The following is a 21,534-nucleotide window of genomic DNA, read 5'->3' as shown; positions in this document are numbered from 1 at the left end:
GCAGCTGCACAAACATATCACGCAAACGTCAAGCTGATGCCTATGCGCTCCGGCGCAGCGCATGGATATGTACCGTCGTAGGCAGGGATGGATAAAATCGTACGCGCGACTCGCGCGTTGAAGACTGGCTCGAAATGCGGCGCATCCTTACCTTTCGAATAAGGATGACTTTTCATTGAACAAAGAGTCGAGTATCGGATTCTTTTTGGTCACCAGAAACGCACGCGTCCGGTGTCGATATGCACGAAATCCGAGCTGGCGTAGTAGCCCACCCCGCCGCGCTGCAGCGACAGGGCCAGATCGCGGAGTTTGCGCGTCGAAAACCCCGTAAGCCGGATATCGAGCGCCTTGCCCTGCATGTGCAGGCTGCGCTCGGCGACCCCGGTGGATTTGCTGCGTAGATTTGCATTCGTCGCCGGTGATCGATAACCGGAGATGATCTGGAAGGCATCTTCCCGGCCGGCCTGGATCTGCAGGTCATACAGGATGTCCAGCAGGCCGGGATCGATCGGATGGCTCTCCCCGGTACGGAAATCACGCAGGAAGTGCCTGACCCGATCCAGACATTCCGGCAGATAGCATCCCCCTTGGGAATAGGGCGCGACCAGCTTTTCCCCGGTGTGGGTATGCACGAACCTCAAGGTCCGCCGCTCCGGGCCGAGCGCCAGCGCCGCCGGAGCGGCTACCGAAATCAGCGTCGAGCCCAGCGCCGCCGCGCTCCAATAGCGCAGGAAACGGCGTCTGCTCCAGGCCGGGCTCCGGGAATAGGTAGGCTGATCCGACATAAGATTCCTCCGCGGAAGTGCCGCAGCTTAGCGCAAGTCCGGTATCGACGTCGCCCCGCTGTACCTGAACCATCCTACCGCCAGCCCTCCTTGCCCACACGAACCGCCTTTGGTTCTTGCTCGACCCACCCCGCTAATTCCTGACTAATCCGGCCATGAATTCCTGTACCGGCAACCGCTCGAGCCGTGCTCGATCAGCAAACAGCGCCTTGATCGCCTCGGTTTGTTTAGGCCGGAAGTGTGCCGCCACCGAGGTTTCGAATTTCTTCACCAATAACGGCACGCCCTCCGCGCGGCGTCTGCGATGGCCGGTCGGACAGTCCACCGCCAGGCGCTCGAGCCGCTCCGGCCGGTCCTTCACCAGCGCATGCGGGCTCATCGCCGCCTCCACCGCGCTCTGTCCATGGAATTCCCCCGGATAGGAAATCTTGAACAATATGTTTTCCATCATGTAGCTGCCGAAGGAGCGCGGATACTTCAACGTCTGGCCCTTGAACGGCACCTCCTGGAAGCCCCAGGTCCGGGCCGTTAGCGCGGACGGACAGCCCGTCTCACCGCTCAGCGCCAGCAACGCAAGACGCACGGCCCTGCTGCCGGCATCGCCGGCCGCCCAATTCTTGCGTGAACCCGTGTGTGGCGCATGACGATAAATACGCAGCGCGCCACCATCGATCCAGGCATTCGACACCGCGTTGATGACCTGCTCGCGCGTGGCGCCCAGCATCACGGCCGTCACCGCCGTGGACGCCAGCCGCACCAGCAATACATGATCCAGGCCGACGCGGTTGAAGTCATTTTCCAGTGCGGTCACACCCTGGATCTCATATGCCTTGATCATGCCGGTCAGCACGTCGCGCACCGGCAGGGCCGGCTGACCCAAGGCGGCATTACGCCGCGACACATAATCCGCCACCGCCAGGATGCTGCCGACATTGTCGGACGGATGGCCCCATTCCGCTGCCAGCCAGGTATCGTTGAAATCCAGCCACCGGCTCATGACGCCGATATTGAAGGCCGCCTGCACCGGATCGAGTTCATAGGAGGTGCCCGGCACGCGTGCACCGCCCGGCATGGTCGCCCCCGGCACGAGCGGTCCCAGCAGCCGGGTGCAGGCGGGATACTGCAATGCCTGGAAGCCGCATGCCAGCGTATCCATCAGGCAGTAATACGCCGTCTCGTAAGCGGCATCATTGGCGATACGGAACGACACGGCATAGTCGGCTATCGCCGCCAGCGCCGCGTCCGGCTCCGGATCGGCCCCGCCCTGCTTCAAACGACTGCCTGCGGTTTTCCCGGCAACGCGGATTTCCTGCGCGGCGGCAAGCTCCTGCGGGTGTCAATCACTGGTCCACCACTCGATGAATTCCCGACAATCGATACGTCCGTCGCGGTCCGTGTCGACTTCACGAAAGCCGATGCGCATTTCCGGCTCGGACAGGCCGCTCTCGAGGCCATCGAGCAACTGCTTGAACTCCTCGAAACTCACACGTCCATCACCATTCTTGTCGACCGAAGCGAATTCCTTCCTGAGTTCGTCGGTATCGGCGGCATATCGTGACGGGATGTTCGCTGCGGACATGATGTATTCCTTGCAGACCCGGCTTGCGGGCATTGGTGACGGGGTGATGCAGGACTTCGAAGACGTTGCGGCGCGGCGCCGCCGCAATCAAGCCGCTTCTGGTGTTTCACGCACCAGCAGGACCGGTACCGGCGAACTGCGCAGCACCATTTCGGCATCGCTGCCCAGTGCAAGACGGCGCAGACCGCGGCGTCCATGGGTACCCAGAACGATCAGATCCGCCGGCCATCGCCGAGCCTCCGCGACGATCGCGTCCGCAGCCCGGCCACCCACGGTTTCCATCAATTGACTGTCGCACTCGACGCCTTGCTTGCGTACGGCCGCGACAGCCTCGGCCAGCAAGTCGGCGCCGCTTTTACGCATGGCTGCAATGACCTGCTCGTAGTACTGCGGGAACGCGTAGGCGGAGTCCATCACAAACTCATTGACGACATGCACCAGGCGCAATGTGCCGCCTGTGCCCTTCGCCAGTTTGATTGCTTCCTCCAGCCCCCGTGCCGACGTCGGGCTGCCATCGATCGGAGCGAGTATCTTTTTATACATGGTGTTGATAGTCCACGCGTTCGAAAAACAGAAGTTTCACCATGGTAACGAGACCCGCCATCCCGCGCTAACCCGGGATTTCCCGCAGGTACCACGCGATTTCGCGGTAAGTCCGCCGCGCCGCCTGGCCGTCCGATCCAGGTGCCGGCGCCGCATTTCCAGGTGCCGACGCCGCATTGTCACACCGCAGCCTCGCCGCAGCGGCGAATGCCGATCGGCTCAGGCCAGAGGATTCGAGCGAATGATGGTTTCTTCGCGGTCCGGACCGGTCGAGACGATGACGATGGGTGCGCCCACCAGCGTTTCGAGCCGATGCAGGTAGGCCTGGGCATTCTGCGGCAGATCCTCGAAGGATTTCACACCCAGGGTGTTTTCCTTCCAACCCGGCAATTCCTCATAGACCGGCGAGCAGATGGCCGCCGCCGCCGCGCCCACCGGCAAGCGGTCGCGAAACTCGCCGTGCACCCTGTAGCCCACGGCGACGCGCACCGTGTCCAGTCCGTCGAGCACATCGAGCTTGGTGATGCACAGCCCGGTGATACCGTTGAGCTCCACGACACGCTTCAAGCCGGCGGCATCGAACCAGCCGCAGCGGCGCGGTCGGCCGGTCACCGAACCGTACTCGTTGCCGCGCACCCGCAGATGCTCGCCGACCTCATCCTCCAGTTCAGTGGGGAACGGCCCGCTGCCCACCCGTGTCGCGTAGGCCTTGGCCACGCCCAGCACATAGTGCAACTGCTGCGGGCCGACGCCCACACCGGCCGCCGCCTGGCCGGCAACGCAATTACTGGACGTGACGAATGGATAGGTGCCGTGATCGATATCCAGCAGCGCGGCCTGCGCCCCCTCGAACAGCAGCCGCCGGCCGGCACGAATCAGGGCGTTCACCTCGCCGGAAACATCCGCCACCATGGGCTGCAGCCGCTCCGCGAGCTGCAAGGCATCATCGAGGGTCTCCTGAAAGTCGATGGTCGGCGCCTTGAAATAATTACGCAGCACGAAATTATGGAAGTCCAGCACCTCGCCGAGCTTCGCAGCGAAACGCTCACGTGCAAACAGATCCTGGACGCGAATGGCGCGCCGCGCCACCTTGTCTTCGTAGGCCGGACCGATGCCGCGGCCCGTGGTGCCGATTTTGCCGGCGCCCATGGCCGCCTCGCGGGCCTGATCCAGGGCGATATGGTATGGCAGGATCAGCGGACAGGCCTCGGAAATGCGCAAGCGGCTGGGCACATCGACGCCGGCCCGCAGCAATTCCTCCATTTCCTCGAACAGGGCTTGCGGCGACAGCACCACGCCGTTGCCGATGAAACAAGTGACCCCCTCATGCAGAATACCCGAAGGAATCAGGCGCAGGATGGTCTTGCGTCCGCCGATGACCAGTGTATGGCCGGCGTTGTGCCCTCCTTGAAAACGCACCACCCCCGAAACCCCGCCGGTCAGCAGGTCGACGATCTTACCTTTGCCTTCATCGCCCCATTGGGCACCGATGACGACGACATTCCTGTGCATGACGATCTCTATGAACGAACCAAGTACAGCAGCATGATGCCTGCGCCCATGCTGACCAGGCCCCATACCCGCAGGCGCGCGTCGGCGATATTGGCGAACGAGGCCATCACACGCTTCATCGCCTGAGGATTCAGGAAAGGCAGGATACCCTCGAGCACGAGGTAGAGGGCAAGCGCCGCCAGCAGATCCGACCAATCCATGGCAGCCGGCTTCAGCGTCTGCCGGAACGATTGAGATACTTGAAGAAATCGCTGTCGGGTGAGATCACCAGTACATCGCTGTCTGTACCCAGGGACTCCTGGTAGGCCTGCAGGCTGCGAAAGAACGAGTAGAACTCGGGGTTGCGCGCATAGGCGGCGGCATACACCTCGGCGGCCTTGGCGTCGCCCTCGCCGCGAATGATTTCCGCCTGACGATAGGCTTCCGCCAGCAATTCGGTGCGTTCGCGATCGGCCTCGGCGCGCAGTTTCTCGCCATTCTCCTCACCCTCGGCGCGCAGGCGCTTGGCCTGCCGGTCGAAGTCCTGGCGCATGCGGCTGAATACCGATTCGCTGACTTCCTCGGGCAAGTCGATCTTCTTGACACGCACATCGACCAGTTGCAAACCCAGGCCGGCGGTATTCGCCTCGGCAATCTTGAGAATCTCACCGGTGAACTCCGTGCGCTCCGCCGCGACCACCTGCTGAATGGTGCGGCGCGCGATCACCCCCTTGATGCCGTCCTTGACGATGCTCCCCAGACGGCCCGCGGCCACCTCTTCGTCACCACCGGTCGCGCGGTAATAATTGGCCACATCCGCGATACGCCACTTGATGTAGAAGTCGATGCGCAGGATTTTGCCTTCGCTGGTCAAGAACTGCTCGGACGGATAATTGCGCGTCACGATGCGGCGCTCGAATTTGCGGATATTGTTGACCATGGGCAGCATGAAATGCAGTCCGGGAGCGTAATCCGACCGCACGATTTCACCGAAGCGGAACTTGATCGCCAGGTCCGTCTCGCGCACCGTGAAGGCGGCCATCGAAACAAGCATGGCGGCAACGATGCCGGCGATGAGAACCAGAAAGGCGCGATTCGCCATTATCGTGTACCTCGGGCGCGACGCTCGGCGCTGGCTGCGGAGCCGGCGGCATCTGCCGGTTCGATCGTGATATTCGCCGCGGAACTGCTCGGCGCGCTGCGACGGCTCTGCTCCAGCAGCTTGTCGATCGGCAGATACAGCAGATTACCGGTACCGTCGGTGTCGATGACGACTTTCTTGCTGGACTTCAGCACGGCTTCGATGGTCTCGATGTACAGACGCTCGCGGGTCACCCCCGGAGATCGTTGATACTCATCCAGCAGATGCAGGAAGCGCTGCGCCTCACCTTCGGCATTGGAGATCTTGCGGGCACGATAGGCCTGCGCATCCTCGGTCTGGCGCACGCCGGCGCCGCGCGCACGCGGAATGATATCGTTCGCATACGCCTGGGCCGCCAGCGACAGGCGATCACGGTCTTCGCGCGCCTTGATCGCATCCTGCTGCGCCGGCGCCACTTCGCTGGGCACCCTGACGTCCTGCAGGTTGACCGAGGTCACTTCGATGCCGGTCTTGTAGGCATCGAGTGTGCGCTGCACCAGTTCCTTGGTACGCGCGACGATGTCCTGCCGGCCCGACTCCAGCACGCTGTCCAGGGTGCTGCGCCCGACCACCTCGCGGATGGCGCTTTCGGTCACGTCCTTGACCGTGTCCTCCGGCCGCAGCACATTGAAGGCGTAGTCCAGCGCATTCAAACGCCGGAACTGCACTTCGAGATTGATGTCCACCAGGTTTTCGTCCGTGGTCAACATGCGAGTCTGATCGCTGATGCTCTCGACACTCTGGGTATTGACGATCTGCTTGGTTTCAATCGGCCAGGGCAGATGCCAGCGCAGACCGGGCATGGTGGTGGCGACGTGTTTGCCGAAGCGCAGGATGATGCCGCGCTCCGCGGCGTCCACCGTATACAGACCTGTAAAGGCCCAAACTGCCAGCAGGACCAGCGCAATGATACCCAGACTGAAGCCGCCGGCTCCCGGACCGGGGACCACCGAGCCGCCGCCGCTGCCCGCGCCGCCGAACAGTCCTGCCAGGCGCCGTTGCAGATTGCGGACCACTTCGTCGAGGTCCGGAGGGCCCTGGTTGGACTTGTTGCCGCCGCCCCAAGGGTTACGCTTGCCGGGCTGACCGCCGGATTCGTTCCATGCCATAGTGGATTGTTGCTCTGATTCCGAAAGTACAGTCGACCGCGGCTGCCAAGGGTTTCCCCTCAGAATGCGAGGGTGCAAGGGAGGCGGGATTGTAGGAACGCCTCGGGATGGGCACAAGCTTTTGCATCACGCATCTAAGGATGCACCACCGCATGTCCGGCATCCGGACGCTCCAGGGAAGCAGGCTCAGGACCCTTCATGTCCAGGCCGCTCCCCGGAACGACGGTATCCAATCCGGCGGCCCGAACAGCGCCATCCAGCTCAATGTCCCGATCAATATCCCGATCCGCAGCATCCAATCCGGACTCCAGGCCCTCCGTGCGACACAGCAGCTGGAACGCCCGGGCGGGCATGGACACTTCCAGTTCGCTGCCGCCGTCGGCGCGAATGCTTTCTGACAAGACCGCGCCGGCCTCGAAAAAGCGCGCGCGGGCGCGGCCCTCCCCGGCCGACAGCACGATGCGGCGACGCACGATCCGGGGCCCCAGAAAATCACCGATGGCCGCCACCAGCAACGGCATGCCCGCACCGGTCTGCGCCGACAGCCAGACACGCCGCACATCGCCGGACTCGTCCCGTTCCACCCGCGGCGTCTCGCCGATGAGATCCGCCTTGTTGTATACCTCGATCTGCGCCAATCCGGCAGCCCCCACGTCCGCCAGCACCTGATTGACCTGCGCGATACGCTCGCCCCGGTTGGGATCGGCGGCGTCGATGACATGCAGCAGCAACGCCGCCTGGCGTGCTTCCTGCAACGTCGAACGAAACGCCGCGACGAGCTCGTGCGGCAGTTCCCGGACGAATCCGACGGTATCGGCCAGCAACGCCTGGCGCGCATCGGCCAATTCGATGCGGCGTACCGCAGGGTCCAGCGTCGCGAACAACTGATCGGCCGCATAAGCCTGCGCACCGGTCAGGCGATTGAACAAGGTCGTCTTGCCGGCGTTCGTGTAACCCACCAGCGCCACCGTGGGAATCTCGGCGCGCCGACGCTCGCGGCGCGTGGTCTCGCGCTGGGTGATGACCTTGTCAAGGCGGGCATTCAAGGTCTTGATGCGCTTGCCCAGCAAGCGGCGGTCGGTTTCCAGCTGGGTTTCACCCGGGCCGCGCAGGCCGATACCGCCTTTCTGACGCTCCAGGTGGCTCCAGCCCCGCACCAGCCGTGTGGACAAATGCTTCAGCTGCGCCAGCTCGACCTGCAGCTGGCCCTCGAAACTGCGGGCGCGCTGCGCAAAAATATCCAGAATAAGGCCGGTACGATCCAGTACCCGGCAGCGCAGAAGGGCTTCCAGATTACGCTCCTGACTGGGCGAAAGCGCATGATCGAATACCGCCAGATCAGCTCCTTCGGCCTCGATCCGAGTGCGGATCTCCTGCGCTTTACCGCTGCCGACATACAGCCGCGGATCGGGCGCACGCCGTGTGCCCGTGACGACACCCACCACTTCCGCTCCAGCGGAACGCGCCAGTGCCTCGAATTCGCTCAGTTCTTCCTCACCGGGAGGCGCACCCAGACCGATACGTACCAGAAGCGCGCGCTCCCCGCTGCGGGGACGCTCAAACAAGCCGGCGCTCCGCCATCCACAGCGCCATCATTCGCCTGAGGATGAGGACTCCACGCCATCCTCGTCGCTGATCGGCAAACGGATGGCCCGAGCCGGCACCACGGTCGAAATCGCGTGCTTGTAGACCATCTGGCTGACGCTGTTCTTGAGCAGGACCACGAATTGGTCGAACGAATCGATCTGACCCTGCAATTTGATGCCGTTGACCAGATAGATGGATACGGGGACACGCTCCTTGCGCAGCGTATTCAGGAACGGATCTTGTAATGACTGGCCTCTGGCCATCATTGATCTCCTTGTTGTGACTTTAGAATTCTTCAACGAGCGTTTCCGACGACACTGCTTCCATACAGCCGGAGGACAGTCGGCGCCCACCGTCCAGGACTCGTTGCGAAGCCGCAGCTTAACACAGCGTCATTTCGCCCGAGACGAACGCTCACTGGCTGATTCTTGCTCTCACGCCGATTTTCTTTGGACTGTTCGCTCAATGGTTCGTTCAGCCATCACCCGCTTTTGCGGCGCAGGAGGGCCACTGCTTGTTCAATGCGGGCAGCCGCCCCGGATTCAAGGGAGTCGATCCAATCCACGCCGGCCTCCGCGCGCAGCCAGATCAGTTGCCTGCGGGCCAGTTGCCGGGTCGCATGGACGGCCCGCCGTGCCGCGGATTCCAAATCGTCCCGGCCGCACAGATGTTCCCACAGCTGCCGGTACCCCACCGAACGCAACGCCGGCAGGTCGCCATGCAGATCAGGCCGGACATGCAAAGCCCGCACCTCCTCCAGCAAGCCGTCCCGCAGCATTTCCTGAAAACGCTGCTCGATGTCCGCGTACAGTCGTTCGCGATCCGAGGGCACCCAGGCCCAGGCGCCGAAGACCAGCTCGGCATCCGGCGGACGCGTGGCGGCGTGCAGTTCGGTCAGTGTCCTGCCGCTCAGCCGGTGTACTTCCAGCGCCCGCTGGATGCGCTGCGCGTCACGCGGCTGGATACGCTGCGCCGACTGCGGATCGATTTGCGCAAGATAGGCATGCAGCGCCGGCCAACCGAGTTGCGCCGCCCGGGCATCGATCTCGCGGCGCACCGCTTCATCCGCCGGCGGCATCTCGGCCAATCCTCGCCGCAGCGCCCGGAAATAAAGCATCGTGCCGCCCACCAGCAGCGGCAGCCGCCCGCGCGCATGGATGGCATCGATCGCCCGCCGTGCATCGCGCACGAACCGGCCCGCCGAATAAGACTGGGAGGGATCCAGGATGTCCACCAGGTGATGCGGATGGCGCTGCAGCACCACCTGCGGCGGCTTGCCCGTACCGATGTCCATGCCGCGATAGACCATCGCCGAATCGACGCTGACGATTTCCACCGGCAGCCGCTCGGCCAGGCGCAGCGCCAGCGCGGTCTTGCCCGCGCCGGTAGGCCCCATGATCAGCGCCACCGGTTTTCGCCTCGCCGGCGCGCTGTGCTCATCGGTGCCGGCAGCCTCGCCGGATATCTTGTTCATCGACCGCGCAGGAACAGCCGGTCCAGCTCATCCAAGCTCACATAGGTCCAGGTGGGACGGCCATGATTGCACTGATCGCTGCGCACGGTCCGTTCCATTTCCCGCAGCAGGGCATTCATTTCCGGCACCGTCAGATGGCGGTGCGCCCGTACCGCGCCATGACAGGCGATCGTGCCGAGCACCTCGTTGAGCGCCTCCTCGACTCCCCGGCTGGCGCCATCCATGGACAGATCCGCACCGATGCGCCGCACCAGTTCCGCCAGGTCGAGCGCCGCCAGGAAGGCCGGTACGGCTCTTACCTGGACACCGGCGGGTCCGGATCGAACGATATCGAGTCCGGTACGCAGCAAGGTCTCGCCATGATCTTCCAGGACCTCGGCTTCCCCCGGTGAGACGGCGATCGATACCGGCATCAACAAGGGCTGGCTGGCGATGCCGCCGCTCGACAGGGCAGCCTTCATGCGCTCGTAGGTGGTTCGTTCATGAGCGGCATGCATGTCCACCAGGATGAGCCCATTCTGGGCTTGGGACAGGATGTAGATGCCGTGCAACTGCGCCAGCGCAAAGCCCAGCGGCGGCACCTGTCCGGCGGTATCGGCCTGGCCGGCGCCCGGGATGAGCGCCGCGCTATGCTCAGCGGCCTCCACTCGGTCTCCAGCCGGAGTCTCGCGTAGCGCCAATGAAGACTGATGGCGGTATCCCGTACCCGACCAACCGCGCGCAGCGTCACCTACGCCGGAGTCGCCCGGCCCGACTGCCGGCCACATGGCGCTGTCCGGCGAGGCCGGCTCCCCGGCGGGCAGCAATGCGCCGGCCGCGGCCGGCGGGCGGTCGCGAAGGGTCGTACCGGCGAAGGTATCGCGCATCACCCGCTCCACGGAGCGGAACAGGAAATCGTGGACATGCCGGCCGTCGCGAAAACGAACCTCCAGCTTCGCCGGATGCGCATTCACGTCGACCTGCCGTGGATCGATGCCCATGAACAGCACGAACGCCGGATGGCGGCCATGAAAAATCACATCCCGGTAGCCCAATCGGATCGCACTGGCGACCAGGCGATCGCGCAGCATGCGTCCGTTTAAATAGAAGTGCTGCAAGTCCGGCTGCGCACGCGCGAAGGTCGGCTGGCACAGCCAGCCGCGCAGCTTGCAGCCGGCCGACTCGTGTTCCAGATACAGCGCATTGGCGATGAACTCATCGCCGACGATCTGCGCCACGCGCCGCTCCTGTTCGTGTCGCGCCGCCGCCGCGGGATAGTCTCCCAGCACGCGCCGGCCGGCGCGCAGTACGAACGCCGTCTCGAAGCGCGACAGAGCCAGGCGTTCCACCATGCGTAAGATATGGCCGGTCTCGGTACGCTCGGTACGCAGAAATTTGCGCCGCGCCGGCACATTGAAAAACAGATCGCGCACTTCCACCGTGGTGCCCACGGGGTGGGCGGCGGGCTCCAGTTCGCTCACCCGGCCATTGTCGGCGCCGACCTTGTAGCCCATCGGACTGTCGGGCGTGCGCGAAATCAACTGTATGCGCGAGACGGAAGCGATGCTGGGCAGAGCCTCGCCGCGAAAGCCCAGTGTCCCCACCCGCTCCAGATCGTCGATCGTCACGATCTTGCTGGTGGCATGGCGCGACAAGGCCAGCGCCAGTTCCCCGCGTTCGATGCCGCTGCCATCGTCGCGCACGCGACACAACCGCACGCCGCCTTCCTCGATATCCACCTCGATGCGCTTGGCTCCTGCATCGAGGCTGTTCTCGATCAACTCCTTGAGGACGGATGCCGGGCGCTCGATCACCTCGCCGGCGGCGATCTGATGAATCAATTGCTCAGGCAGTACACGAATCGACATGGATGCAAGAGGATCGGGAAGGGCCCGGGAGAATAACAGAGCTGATGCGCGCGCATGCCCGCCGCCTCGGACCCGCTCCAGGTTCCCGGCCGCCGTGCATTTCAGCGCGGGATTCGGGATCCGCATGCGGATCCCGCCCGGCTCAATGCAGCGCGGCGGCCGGCTCGGAACCGCGCGCGCCGGCGCGGGCGATGACGGATGAACCGCCCTGCATACGGCGCTGGGCGATCAGACTGTCCGGCGGCGGGTTGGCATGGAAATAGGCGCGTACGCCGGCATGAATGGCTTCGGCCAGCCGCCGCTGGTGTTTCGGATCGAGCAGACGGGCTTCCTCCGCCGGATTGGAAATGAACGCGGTTTCCACCAGGATCGAGGGAATGTCCGGTGACTTCAGCACCAGAAAACCGGCGTGCTTGACGCCGCGGCGGGTCACGTTGCCGATGCCGTATAACTCATCCATGACCAGATCGGCTGCCTTGATGCTGGCGCTCATGCTGGCGCCCTGGGATAGATCCAGCAGCACCGAGGCCAGCACGCTGTCCTTGTCATCCAGGCTTACACCGCCCAGCAGATCGGCGGCGTTCTCCCGGTCGGCGAGCCAGCGTGCCGACTCGTCGCTGGCTCCGCGCGCGGACAGCACATACACCGAGGAGCCCGCGACCGAGCGGTCATGATAGGCATCCGCATGTACCGAGACGAACATATCGGCCTGCTGGCGGCGCGCGCGCACGATCCGTTCGCGCAGCCCGATGAAATGATCGCCATCGCGGGTCAGCACCGCACGCATGCCGAGTTCACGGTCGATACGCTCCTTGAGACGGCGGGCGATCGCCAGGGTCACATGCTTCTCATGGGTGCCGCGCTTGCCGATCGAGCCTGGATCCACGCCGCCGTGACCGGCGTCGATGGCGATGACGATGTCCCGCCCCGGTGTATCGCGCGTCGATTTCACGATGGTAGGCGGTGCGGGCGTCTTTGGAGTGGACGTCCTCGCGGCAGGCGCCTGGCCCGGTGCGGCCGAAGCGGCGCTCAGCGGTGCGGCGTGCCCGGCAGCCGCCGCCAGATCCACCACCAGGCGATGTCCATAGGGTCCGTCCGGGGCCACCGCGAAACTATTCGGCTTCGCCGGGCCGGTCAGGTCGATGACCACTCGCAGGGCTCCACCGGTCTGTTCGCCGATTCGTAGGCGACGAACGAACCCCTGACCCTCGGGCAGCCGGCTGCCGGCCAGGCGAGCCGAGGCAAGATCCACGACCACCCGATCGGGATTCCGCAAGGTCATGACGCTGTACCGGGCTGGCGCGGACAGATCGAACACCAGACGAGTGGCTTGCGGTCCGGCCCAAAGACGCAGGTCCTGGATCGTCACCGGCTGCTCGAAGGTTGCCCGCGCCGCTGAGGCGGGTACCTGGGCCCGCACCTGATCCAGACCTGAAACCGTGACAAGAACGATGCTCAGCGTGGTCATCAGGACCACCGCCATGCCGCGCCGGCAGCGGCTCGCCCACCGGCTCCGGCAAGTGGATTTGGGAAACCGACCTCGCATGGGCCGGTAATCTACCCCTTAGTCATGGAAGTATTCAATTAAATTATGGGGATAGACATCATTATTGTGATGTTGCCGCAAGGAATCGCTCGATCAATCGAACGCCTGCCGGCGAGCCGGCCCGCAAGCAAAGCATGCGGCCCTCCCCGGCGGGGCGATGTAGTTCATCCGCCGGATCGAGGTCATCGCCGCCACCCTGATATTCGGCGGCGCCCTGGCCTTCAGCGGCGCCCTGGCCTTCAGCGGCGCCCTGGCCTTCGCCGTCACGCGGGCATTCGATGGCGCTCCGATATTCGATGCTGATCTCCAGATCCGCCGGCGGCAGAAAACCCGCGCCGCGCGCGGGCCATTCGATAAGCAATATCGCCCTGTCCTCCAGCGCATCACGCAGACCCAGCGCCTCGATTTCGTCGGGTTGCGCCAAGCGATACAAATCCAGGTGATACAGCCGTCGCCCCGCCGCCTCGTAAGGCTCGATCAGGGTATAGGTCGGACTGCGGATCACACCCCTGACACCCAACGCCTGCAAGGCGCCCTGCACCAAGGTGGTCTTGCCCGTACCGAGTTCACCCTCCAAGCCGATGACCAGCGCGCCGCCGCCGCGAGGCGCCTCATCCAGGGCGCTCCCCAGGGCGTTTCCCAGGGCTCTCCCCAGGGCATGCATCGCCGGGGCCGAGCCGGCATGCAAGCTTATCGAACGGGATTGACGCATAGAGGCAAATACGCAAACAGGTCTGTCGCGATCAGGCCGCGTTCGCCCCGGCCGGCCGCCTCGTCACCCGCCATGGCGTGCACCAGCACCCCGGCGCGGGCCGCATCCCACAGCCATTCCTGTCCGCCCGCCGAAGCCGATGACATGGGGGCGCAGGATGCGCCGGTTGAAGACGGGGCCGCTTCAGGATATCCGTCCGTCCGCGGCGGCAGTCGATGCACATATTGCGCGGCAATTCCGGCGATGACGCCGGTGAGCACGTCGCCCATGCCGGCCGAGGCCATGCCTGGATTGCCGCGATCGCAGATCGACGGCAGGCGGCCGGGGGCGGCGATCAGCGAACCGGCTCCCTTGAGCACGACCGTGGCGACATAACGCTCGGCAATGGCTTGCGCCGCCTCGAGACGATCCGCCTGGACCTGTGCCGTGGAGCACCCCAGCAGTCGTCCCGCCTCACCCGGATGCGGAGTCAGTATCCAGCCCGCGCCGCGGGGGGGCGCGGGCTGTCCGGGTATCGCCGGACGGGTTGTTTCCGGTGCCGGCGTATCGCTCGAGCGGTGAGTCGAGCAATGAGTCGACCCGTGAGCCAGCAGATTCAGGCCATCGGCATCGATGACCATCGGCAGACCGCTGGCCAGCGCCACCGCCGCCAGGGCACGCGCCCAGTCGTCCTGGCCCAGCCCCGGGCCCAGCGCCAGCACATCGGCTCGCTGGATCAGCGCCTCCAGATCCGCAGCCTGCTCCACTCCGCGGCAAATCAACTCCGGTCGGGCGGCCACCAGCGCGGTGACGTTTTGCGGATGGGTGGCCACGCTCACCAGGCCGGCCCCCACCCGCAAAGCCGCCTCACCCGTCATGCGGGCCGCGCCCGCCATGCCCGGTCCGCCGCCGATCACCAGCACGCTGCCTTGCTGCATCTTGTGCGCCAGGCGGGTACGGCGCGGCAGAACTCGAGCCAGCAATGATCTCTCGACACGATGGGCCGCCGCATCGACGCAGGTGCGCGCCGTCTCGGGCAGACCCAGCGCATCGAAGTGCACGACACCGGCATGATCCGGACCGGCGCCCAAGTAAAAACCCAGCTTGAGTCCGATGAAGGACAGGCTGCACCGAGCCATGATGGCGCCGCCCAGCACCTCTCCGGTATCGGCGTGCAGCCCGCTGGGAATATCCAGGGCCAGCACCGGCAGGCCGCTGGCGTTGACCCGGTGAATGGCGGCCGCGACATCGCCTTCCACCGGGCGCATCAGGCCCGTGCCGAAAATGGCATCCACGATGACCTCGCAACCCGCCAGATGCTGCGGATCCCATGCCAGGACAGCCCCGCCCGCCGCAATGAAATCCTCGTAGGCGCGGCGGGCATCCCCGCCCAGACGCCGCGGCTCGCTCAGCGCGATCAGCGACACCTCCATTCCCCGCATACGCGCGGCGCGCGCCAGTACATAGCCGTCGCCCCCATTGTTGCCCGGTCCGCACAGCACCAGAATCCGCAGTGCATCAGGCCAGCTGCGACGCAGCAGCGCCAGCCCCGCCTCGCCCGCACGAGTCATCAGGACATAGGATGGTATTCCCAGATCGTCGATCGCATGACGATCCAGCGCCCGCACCTGCGCGGCGGTATGAATGGCGATCGGCAAATGGCTCATGCTCGCAGACTATCATCATGACCGGCCCGTATACTGCACCGGGCCGCATGAAGGGCAGCGAATCGATGCTGCACCGGCGGCCGGATGCACGATGACCGAATCCTCCTCGCCGCCACCCGTCCCTGCGCCGGCTCCAGCCGCTCGAGCGGCCGTGCGTTTCCGTGAAGGATCGGATGATGCGGGCATGAACGGCCCGAGCGAGGCCGGCTCGAGGGAAGCCGGGGCAACGCCCGGGGAAATGACTGAACTGAAGCAGGCGATCCGCAACTGGGGACATGAACTCGGCTTTCAGCAGATCGGCATCGCCGGCATCGACATTCGCGAGGATGAAGAACGCCTCATGCAATGGCTGCAGCAGCAGCGCCACGGTGCCATGGGCTATATGCAGCGCCATGGCCGGATGCGCGCCCGGCCCCAGGAACTCCTGCCCGGCACCTTGCGGGTGATCTCGGCGCGCATGGACTACCTGCCGCCCGGCACCCGGGCTGCGTACGATATCCTGGCCCAACCGGCGCTTGGCTATGTTTCGCGTTATGCACTGGGGCGCGACTATCACAAGCTGATGCGCCGGCGTCTCGCCCGGCTGACCGAACGGATCCAGTCGCACAGCCTGGCGCTCGAACAGCGCGCCTTCGTCGATAGCGCACCGGTCCTGGAGAAGGCGTTCGCGCGCAATGCCGGGTTGGGCTGGATCGGCAAACACACCACCTTGATCAACCGGCACGCCGGCTCCTGGTTCTTCCTGGGCGAAATACTGACCGATCTGCCCCTGCCGGCGGACACGCCGGCGAGCGCGCATTGCGGCAGCTGCCACGCCTGCATCGATATTTGTCCGACCCAGGCCATCGTCGCGCCCTACGAACTGGACGCGCGGCGCTGCATTTCCTATCTCACCATCGAGCTGCGCGAGGCGATCCCGGAGGAATTCCGCAAGGCCATGGGCAATCGCATCTACGGCTGCGACGATTGTCAGCTGGTCTGCCCCTGGAACAAGTTCGCACAACTCAGCATCGAGCCGGACTTCATGCCTCGCCATGGCCTGGATGCGGCGGCGTTGACGCAGTTGTTCGCCTGGAGCGAGGCGGAGTTTCTGACGCGCACCGAAGGCAGCGCGATCCGGCGCATCGGTCATGAATGCTGGCTGCGCAATATCGCCGTCGCACTGGGCAACGCACCCACCTCTCCCGAGGTGCTCGCCGCCCTGCATAGCCGTGCCCGGCATCCCTCCGCGCTGGTGCGCGAACATGTGCAGTGGGCCATCGCGCAGCATCGGGACACCCCCTGATCGAGGGCGCCGCAGAGTCCTCCGATCCACCACGGCTCGCCGGATCGAGAGGCTGTCGGACCGGAGGGTCTAGCCGGCCGGGGTTTTCGTGCGCGGCCGAACGCGAATATTGTCGATCAGGCGCGCCCGGCCGATGCGTGCCGCGGTGAGTATCACCAGTTCCCGGGCGGAGTCCTTGGGCATCCCCGGATCAGCCAATGTCGCGGCATCGCGCACGCTGAAGTAATCCGGCCGGAATCCCGCCTGCTGCAACGCCTCGTAACCGGAACGCTCTATCGTTGCATAGTCTTCACCGCCCGCCTCGATCGCCGCGCGCGCGCGCGACAGCTCGGCGTAGATGCGCGGTGCCAGCACACGCTGCTCGGGCGTCAGGTAACGATTGCGCGAGCTCATCGCCAGGCCGTCAGCCTCACGCGCTGTGGGTACGCCGACGATCTCCACCGGCATGTATAAATCCGTCACCGCCCGGCGAATGATCATCAGTTGCTGAAAATCCTTTTCCCCGAACAAGGCGACATCGGGCTGCACGATGTTCAGCAGCTTGGTCACCACGGTGGCGACGCCCATGAAATGCCCCGGCCGATAGGCGCCGCACAAAATGTCCTCGAGCGCCGGCACATGCACGCGCGCCGTAGAAACCTGTCCGCGCGGATAGATATCCTCGACTTCCGGTACGAACAGCATCTCGACCCTGAGCTGCTCCAGGAGTTCGCGATCGTCCTGCGGCGTGCGTGGATAGGAGGCGAAATCCTCGTTCGGCCCGAATTGCAGCGGGTTGACGAAAACGCTGACGATGACGCGCTCGGCACGCCGCAGCGCCTCGGCAACCAGGCTGCCATGGCCTGGATGCAGATTGCCCATGGTGGGTACGAGCGCTATACGCTCGCCGTGGCGCCGCCAGTGGGCGACTCGTTCACGCAACTCCTGCGGGCGAGCGACTACTTGCATGGAGGATCGGTAACGGGAAATTGAATCAACGTGTCCTTAGAAACGGTGTTCGGAACGGAGACGGTGTTCGGAACCCGGGTGAGCCCCGAGAAACAGTGCTCAGGCCCCGGATAAGTCCCGGTCCTGACTGCTTCCGTATACGCCTTGACCGCCTCGAGCGCGCTGTCATGGCCTTCCATGAAATTTTTTGAAAACTTCGGCTTGCGCCCGGAAGTGATGTCCAGGACATCATAGAGCACCAGAATCTGTCCGTCCGTGTCCGGACCCGCACCGATCCCGATCACCGGCACCTGCAGCGCCTCGGTGATCTGCTTGCCTAACTCCGCGGGAATGCATTCCAGCAGCACCACATCCGCGCCGGCGGACTCCAGCGCCTTGGCATCGTGCATCATTTGCGCCGCCGCAGTGTCCTCGCGCCCTTGTACCCTGAACCCGCCGACCTTGTGCACCGACTGCGGCTTCAGGCCCAGATGCGCGCACACCGCGATATCGTGGCTGGCGAGAAAGTCGACGATCTCCACCTGGCTCGCGCCGCCTTCCAGCTTGACCATTTTGGCGCCGCCGTCCTGCATCAGGCGCACCGCATTCTCCAGCGCCTGCTCCTTGGAGGCGTAGGTCATGAACGGCATGTCCGCCATCAGGAACGGCCGGTACAGCCCGCGGGACACCGCCCGGCAGTGATAAATGACGTCCTGCAGCGTGACCGGCACCGTCGTATCGTGCCCCTGGATCACCATCCCAAGGGAATCACCTACCAGCACCACGTCCACCCCGGCATCATCCACCAGGGTGGCAAAGCTGGCGTCATAGGCGGTGATGGCGACTATTTTCTCACCGTCCGCCTTCATGCGCGTCAGGCTTGCGGTATTGACCGGTGGCCGCGGTGCATAGCGCTCTTGCAGATGCTTGTACATGGTTGATCCGGCTGGAATCGGCCGCTGAGCCAAGTCTAGGGGGCGGCAAGAATGACCGAGGGTGCCGCAAACATCAATATTCGGTCTTCGAATCCCGCCCGGCACCGGCGGCGGCGGCCGGCCTCGAGGGGCATTGCGAACCCTCGGACCGGGCGCTGAAGCGACGGCAAGCGAGCCTGGCCCGCCGGTCCATGTTCAGTCATCGGCGGCGCTTTTCAAGGGATTGTAGTAGTGCCGGCCATGATGGATCTTCAGCACCTGCTCCAGAAGCTGGGCATAGTCGCGCGCATTAGCGGCGAAATCGGCCTGTGCGGCATTGACGATCAGCAGCGGGGCGGCATCGTAGTCATGGAAAAAACGCGCGTAGGCTTCCTGCAACCGTTCCAGGTAGCCGCGTTCGATCTTTTGCTCATAACGGATTCCGCGGCGCTCGATCCTGTCCAGCAACACATCCACCGGTGCCTGTAGATAGATCACCAGGTCCGGTGTCGGCGCATCGACCGCGACGCGTGCATAGACCTGCTCGTACAGAGCGAACTCCTTCTCATCCAGAATCAGCTGCGCGAACAGACGATCCTTGTCCAGCAGATAGTCGGCGACCCGCACCGTATCGAACAGATCGTGCTGGCGGATATCCTCGAGCTGGCGGGTTCGCTGGAACAGAAAGAACAGCTGCGCCGGCAAGGCCGCCGAGCGCGGGTTGCGATAGAAACGCTCCAGGAACGGGTTTTCATCGGCCTGTTCCAGGATCAATTCACTGCCGAAACTGTGTGCCAGGCGGCGTGCGAGACTGGTCTTGCCCACGCCGATCGGCCCTTCGACGACGACCAGACGATGCGGAGTCGAAACGGGAGGATGTTCGCTCATGCGGCTCGCTGGTCATCTCTCACTTTGGTTCATGGGGCACGAGACCGTCCGGCCCCGCGCGTGCCGCCAGATCGGCGATCCGCCCGTACCCGGGGATCCGCAACTCGGCGGCAATATCACGTAAAGGATACAGAACGAAGTTGCGCTGCGTCAGGCCGGGATGGGGAATCACCAGGTCCGGTTCGTCCAGACGATCCTCGCCATACAGCAGCAGGTCCAGATCGATACGCCGCGGCCCCCAGCGCAGGATGGGCGGCGCACGACCCTGATCCGTTTCCAGCTGTTGCAGCTTGCCGAACAGCGTCCGCGGCCCCAGCCGGGTCAGCAGACCAGCGGCCGCATTGATGAAATCCGGCTGGTCCACCGGTCCGAGCGGCCGCGTACGGTATAGCCGCGAGCGCAGTACCAGCCGCGTCTGCGGCAGGGCGGCCAGCCGTGTGAACGCCGCCTCGATCTGTGTCGCAGGACCATCCAGGTTGCTGCCGAGCGCCACGTAGACCGGCACCCAGAGCGGACCCGCTGCCCAAGGCGATGGAACCGTAGTCACACGGCGGCAGGCGGGCGGCGCGGGCGGCGCCGGCGGCGGCGCGGCTTGTCCCGTCCAGTCCCGGCTCGCAGTGCGCCTTCGTCTTGTCCTTGGCCGTGACCCTGGCCGTGACCTTGGCCGTGGTCCTGGCCCGCCCTGCCCTCGACCAGGGCGATGCGCGCCTGCGGGTCCAGCGGCTGGATATCGGTCCACCATTGCGCCAGTTCATCGTCGACCTCCCCCGCCGCCGCCCGCAACAGCAGGAAATCATAGGCGGCGCGAAATCGCGGATGATCCAGCAGGCGCAGCGCCCGGCGTCCTTCACGGCGTTCGAAACGCAGTTGCAAGGCCAGCATCTCGCGCAACGGCAGCGTGAACCGTCTGGGCACCGCGATACGCGACTGCTGCGCGGCGATGACCTGATCGCACACGGCAAGCAGCGCCTGCACATCGGTATCGCCACGCAGCGGTCCGAAGCGGTGCTGGATGACCGGCCACAGCAATATCGCAAACAAAAAGGTCGGCGTGACCGGCTTGTCGGTCTGCACCCGCTCATCGGTACCGGCCAGGCCCAGCCTCAACAGGCGCGCCGCCGGCAGATCGGGCGCTCGCGCAAGTGCCGTGGCCAGGTCGGGGAACAGATGCCGCAGCAGATCCATCTCCACCAGCAGGCTGAATCCGCGCAAGGCGCTGCCGGCCAGGAACAGCTTGTTGATCTCATCGAACAGGCGCGCCGGCGGTACTCCGTCCAGCATCCTGGCCAGCTCTGGAATCGGTGCCGCCGTGTCCGGGTGAATCGTGAAGCCGAGTTTGGCCGCAAAACGCACCGCCCGCAGCATGCGTACCGGATCTTCACGGTAGCGGGTCTGCGGATCCCCGATGAGCCGCAACACTCGATTGCGGACGTCATCGAAGCCTCCCACATAATCCCAGATGGAGAAGTCCTCGATGTTGTAATACAGGGCGTTGGCCGTGAAATCCCGACGCCAGACATCCTCGTCGATGCGGCCATAAAGATTATCGCGCAATATCCGCCCGCGCTCGTCCAGGACCCGATGGCCCGCCTCCTCGACGCCGTTGTCGTCATCGATCTGGGTATGCGCCGCCCGGAACGTCGCGACCTCGATGATCTCGTAGCCATAGCGCACATGCGCCAGGCGGAAACGCCGGCCGATCAGCCGGCAATTGCGAAACAGCTGCTTGACCTGCTCCGGACGGGCGCTGGTCGCCACGTCGAAGTCCTTGGGACTCAGGCCCAGCATGAGGTCGCGCACGGCGCCACCCACCAGAAAGGCCTGATAGCCGGCGTCTTTCAACCGGTACAGTACCTTCAGTGCGTTCGAAGAGATGTTGGCCCGTGAAATGGGGTGTTCGCTGCGCGCCACGACCCGGGGGCCTTTCACGTCATCGGCGAGAAGAGTGTTCGTATCGTTCAATAGCGGATCGCTTGAAGACTGTTGCTTGGAGACTGTTGCTTGGAGACTGGGGGATCACTACGTATAATAACCCGTCCGCACCGGCGTTCGCCGGATCT

Annotated in this window: 21 protein-coding genes; 1 reads left to right on the top strand and 20 read right to left on the bottom strand. The window is 64.6% G+C overall.

Going from position 1 to position 21,534, the window contains the following annotated elements; translation table 11 throughout:
• Positions 1-209: 209 nt before the first annotated feature.
• From ACG33_RS04420 to ACG33_RS04350, 15 genes are all read right to left on the bottom strand, one after another.
• Positions 210-785, bottom strand: coding sequence for a YcbK family protein (locus ACG33_RS04420; protein ID WP_066919034.1), 576 nt, complete (start codon positions 783-785; stop codon positions 210-212).
• A 133-nt stretch (positions 786-918) separates the two neighbouring features.
• Positions 919-2,058, bottom strand: coding sequence for a 2-methylcitrate dehydratase (gene prpD, locus ACG33_RS04415; RefSeq protein ID WP_066919032.1), 1,140 nt, complete (start codon positions 2,056-2,058; stop codon positions 919-921).
• 63 nt (positions 2,059-2,121) lie between these two features.
• Positions 2,122-2,364: an EF-hand domain-containing protein gene (locus ACG33_RS04410; RefSeq protein ID WP_168160017.1), complete on the bottom strand. Its 243-nt coding sequence runs from the start codon at positions 2,362-2,364 to the stop codon at positions 2,122-2,124.
• Between the two features lie 87 nt (positions 2,365-2,451).
• On the bottom strand, positions 2,452-2,907 hold the full coding sequence (locus ACG33_RS04405) for a universal stress protein (protein ID WP_066919028.1): 456 nt from the start codon (positions 2,905-2,907) through the stop codon (positions 2,452-2,454).
• Positions 2,908-3,126: 219 nt separating this feature from the next.
• A complete protein-coding gene (locus tag ACG33_RS04400; protein ID WP_066919026.1) occupies positions 3,127-4,419 on the bottom strand; it encodes an adenylosuccinate synthase in 1,293 nt (430 codons plus the stop codon).
• Positions 4,420-4,427: 8 nt separating this feature from the next.
• Positions 4,428-4,619 carry a DUF2065 domain-containing protein gene (locus tag ACG33_RS04395; RefSeq protein WP_066919024.1) on the bottom strand — a complete coding sequence of 64 codons (192 nt, stop codon included), beginning with the start codon at positions 4,617-4,619 and terminating at the stop codon, positions 4,428-4,430.
• A gap of 11 nt (positions 4,620-4,630) precedes the next feature.
• The gene (gene hflC / locus ACG33_RS04390; RefSeq protein WP_066919022.1) at positions 4,631-5,500 is read right to left on the bottom strand and encodes a protease modulator HflC; all 870 of its coding nucleotides are present in this window, start codon (positions 5,498-5,500) and stop codon (positions 4,631-4,633) included.
• Positions 5,500-6,648 carry an FtsH protease activity modulator HflK gene (gene hflK, locus ACG33_RS04385; protein ID WP_066919021.1) on the bottom strand — a complete coding sequence of 383 codons (1,149 nt, stop codon included), beginning with the start codon at positions 6,646-6,648 and terminating at the stop codon, positions 5,500-5,502. The genes hflC and hflK overlap by 1 nt, the downstream gene beginning before the upstream one ends.
• A gap of 134 nt (positions 6,649-6,782) precedes the next feature.
• Positions 6,783-8,213: a ribosome rescue GTPase HflX gene (gene hflX / locus ACG33_RS04380; protein ID WP_083536445.1), complete on the bottom strand. Its 1,431-nt coding sequence runs from the start codon at positions 8,211-8,213 to the stop codon at positions 6,783-6,785.
• 27 nt (positions 8,214-8,240) lie between these two features.
• Complete coding sequence (gene hfq, locus ACG33_RS04375; protein ID WP_066922813.1) at positions 8,241-8,498, bottom strand: RNA chaperone Hfq; 258 nt, start codon at positions 8,496-8,498, stop codon at positions 8,241-8,243.
• A 218-nt stretch (positions 8,499-8,716) separates the two neighbouring features.
• Positions 8,717-9,709, bottom strand: coding sequence for a tRNA (adenosine(37)-N6)-dimethylallyltransferase MiaA (gene miaA / locus ACG33_RS04370; protein ID WP_083536444.1), 993 nt, complete (start codon positions 9,707-9,709; stop codon positions 8,717-8,719).
• A complete protein-coding gene (mutL, locus tag ACG33_RS04365; protein ID WP_066922809.1) occupies positions 9,706-11,556 on the bottom strand; it encodes a DNA mismatch repair endonuclease MutL in 1,851 nt (616 codons plus the stop codon). The genes miaA and mutL overlap by 4 nt, the downstream gene beginning before the upstream one ends.
• Positions 11,557-11,698: 142 nt before the next feature.
• Positions 11,699-13,024, bottom strand: a complete 1,326-nt coding sequence (locus tag ACG33_RS04360; RefSeq protein WP_168160016.1) for an N-acetylmuramoyl-L-alanine amidase — start codon at positions 13,022-13,024, stop codon at positions 11,699-11,701.
• Positions 13,025-13,163: 139 nt separating this feature from the next.
• Positions 13,164-13,814 carry a tRNA (adenosine(37)-N6)-threonylcarbamoyltransferase complex ATPase subunit type 1 TsaE gene (gene tsaE, locus ACG33_RS04355; protein WP_237392685.1) on the bottom strand — a complete coding sequence of 217 codons (651 nt, stop codon included), beginning with the start codon at positions 13,812-13,814 and terminating at the stop codon, positions 13,164-13,166.
• On the bottom strand, positions 13,793-15,460 hold the full coding sequence (locus tag ACG33_RS04350) for a bifunctional ADP-dependent NAD(P)H-hydrate dehydratase/NAD(P)H-hydrate epimerase (RefSeq protein WP_066919015.1): 1,668 nt from the start codon (positions 15,458-15,460) through the stop codon (positions 13,793-13,795). Before ACG33_RS04350 ends, tsaE begins: the two co-directional genes overlap by 22 nt.
• A gap of 184 nt (positions 15,461-15,644) precedes the next feature.
• Between ACG33_RS04350 and queG the strand changes: the two genes are divergently transcribed.
• Positions 15,645-16,745, top strand: coding sequence for a tRNA epoxyqueuosine(34) reductase QueG (queG, locus tag ACG33_RS04345; RefSeq protein WP_083537154.1), 1,101 nt, complete (start codon positions 15,645-15,647; stop codon positions 16,743-16,745).
• 69 nt (positions 16,746-16,814) lie between these two features.
• Here queG and panC read toward each other — a convergent pair whose 3' ends face one another.
• The 5 genes from panC to pcnB form a co-directional block, all read right to left on the bottom strand.
• Positions 16,815-17,693 (bottom strand): pantoate--beta-alanine ligase, encoded by an 879-nt coding sequence (gene panC / locus ACG33_RS04340; protein WP_066919013.1) that lies wholly within the window; start codon positions 17,691-17,693, stop codon positions 16,815-16,817.
• Positions 17,684-18,607: a 3-methyl-2-oxobutanoate hydroxymethyltransferase gene (gene panB, locus ACG33_RS04335; RefSeq protein ID WP_083536442.1), complete on the bottom strand. Its 924-nt coding sequence runs from the start codon at positions 18,605-18,607 to the stop codon at positions 17,684-17,686. Before panB ends, panC begins: the two co-directional genes overlap by 10 nt.
• 195 nt (positions 18,608-18,802) lie before the next feature.
• Positions 18,803-19,474 (bottom strand): deoxynucleoside kinase, encoded by a 672-nt coding sequence (locus ACG33_RS04330; RefSeq protein WP_066919011.1) that lies wholly within the window; start codon positions 19,472-19,474, stop codon positions 18,803-18,805.
• Between the two features lie 19 nt (positions 19,475-19,493).
• The gene (gene folK, locus ACG33_RS04325; protein ID WP_083536441.1) at positions 19,494-20,021 is read right to left on the bottom strand and encodes a 2-amino-4-hydroxy-6-hydroxymethyldihydropteridine diphosphokinase; all 528 of its coding nucleotides are present in this window, start codon (positions 20,019-20,021) and stop codon (positions 19,494-19,496) included.
• Positions 20,018-21,436 carry a polynucleotide adenylyltransferase PcnB gene (gene pcnB / locus ACG33_RS04320; protein WP_083536440.1) on the bottom strand — a complete coding sequence of 473 codons (1,419 nt, stop codon included), beginning with the start codon at positions 21,434-21,436 and terminating at the stop codon, positions 20,018-20,020. Before pcnB ends, folK begins: the two co-directional genes overlap by 4 nt.
• Between the last annotated feature and the right edge of the window lie 98 nt (positions 21,437-21,534).

Source organism: Steroidobacter denitrificans (assembly GCF_001579945.1).
In the GTDB taxonomy this organism is placed as follows: Bacteria; Pseudomonadota; Gammaproteobacteria; order Steroidobacterales; family Steroidobacteraceae; genus Steroidobacter; species Steroidobacter denitrificans.
This window is presented reverse-complemented; position numbering and strand designations above follow the sequence as displayed.

Bases quoted from the DNA above. Each gene is read 5' to 3' on its own strand.
- ACG33_RS04420 (WP_066919034.1), bottom strand. From the start codon at position 785: ATGTCGGATCAGCCTACCTATTCCCGGAGCCCGGCCTGGAGCAGACGC.
- ACG33_RS04410 (WP_168160017.1), bottom strand. From the start codon at position 2,364: ATGTCCGCAGCGAACATCCCGTCACGATATGCCGCCGATACCGACGAA.
- ACG33_RS04405 (WP_066919028.1), bottom strand. From the start codon at position 2,907: ATGTATAAAAAGATACTCGCTCCGATCGATGGCAGCCCGACGTCGGCA.
- ACG33_RS04400 (WP_066919026.1), bottom strand. From the start codon at position 4,419: ATGCACAGGAATGTCGTCGTCATCGGTGCCCAATGGGGCGATGAAGGC.
- ACG33_RS04395 (WP_066919024.1), bottom strand. From the start codon at position 4,619: ATGGATTGGTCGGATCTGCTGGCGGCGCTTGCCCTCTACCTCGTGCTC.
- hflC (WP_066919022.1), bottom strand. From the start codon at position 5,500: ATGGCGAATCGCGCCTTTCTGGTTCTCATCGCCGGCATCGTTGCCGCC.
- hflK (WP_066919021.1), bottom strand. From the start codon at position 6,648: ATGGCATGGAACGAATCCGGCGGTCAGCCCGGCAAGCGTAACCCTTGG.
- hfq (WP_066922813.1), bottom strand. From the start codon at position 8,498: ATGGCCAGAGGCCAGTCATTACAAGATCCGTTCCTGAATACGCTGCGC.
- miaA (WP_083536444.1), bottom strand. From the start codon at position 9,709: ATGAACAAGATATCCGGCGAGGCTGCCGGCACCGATGAGCACAGCGCG.
- mutL (WP_066922809.1), bottom strand. From the start codon at position 11,556: ATGTCGATTCGTGTACTGCCTGAGCAATTGATTCATCAGATCGCCGCC.
- ACG33_RS04360 (WP_168160016.1), bottom strand. From the start codon at position 13,024: ATGACCACGCTGAGCATCGTTCTTGTCACGGTTTCAGGTCTGGATCAG.
- tsaE (WP_237392685.1), bottom strand. From the start codon at position 13,814: ATGCGTCAATCCCGTTCGATAAGCTTGCATGCCGGCTCGGCCCCGGCG.
- ACG33_RS04350 (WP_066919015.1), bottom strand. From the start codon at position 15,460: ATGAGCCATTTGCCGATCGCCATTCATACCGCCGCGCAGGTGCGGGCG.
- queG (WP_083537154.1), top strand. From the start codon at position 15,645: ATGAACGGCCCGAGCGAGGCCGGCTCGAGGGAAGCCGGGGCAACGCCC.
- panC (WP_066919013.1), bottom strand. From the start codon at position 17,693: ATGCAAGTAGTCGCTCGCCCGCAGGAGTTGCGTGAACGAGTCGCCCAC.
- panB (WP_083536442.1), bottom strand. From the start codon at position 18,607: ATGTACAAGCATCTGCAAGAGCGCTATGCACCGCGGCCACCGGTCAAT.
- ACG33_RS04330 (WP_066919011.1), bottom strand. From the start codon at position 19,474: ATGAGCGAACATCCTCCCGTTTCGACTCCGCATCGTCTGGTCGTCGTC.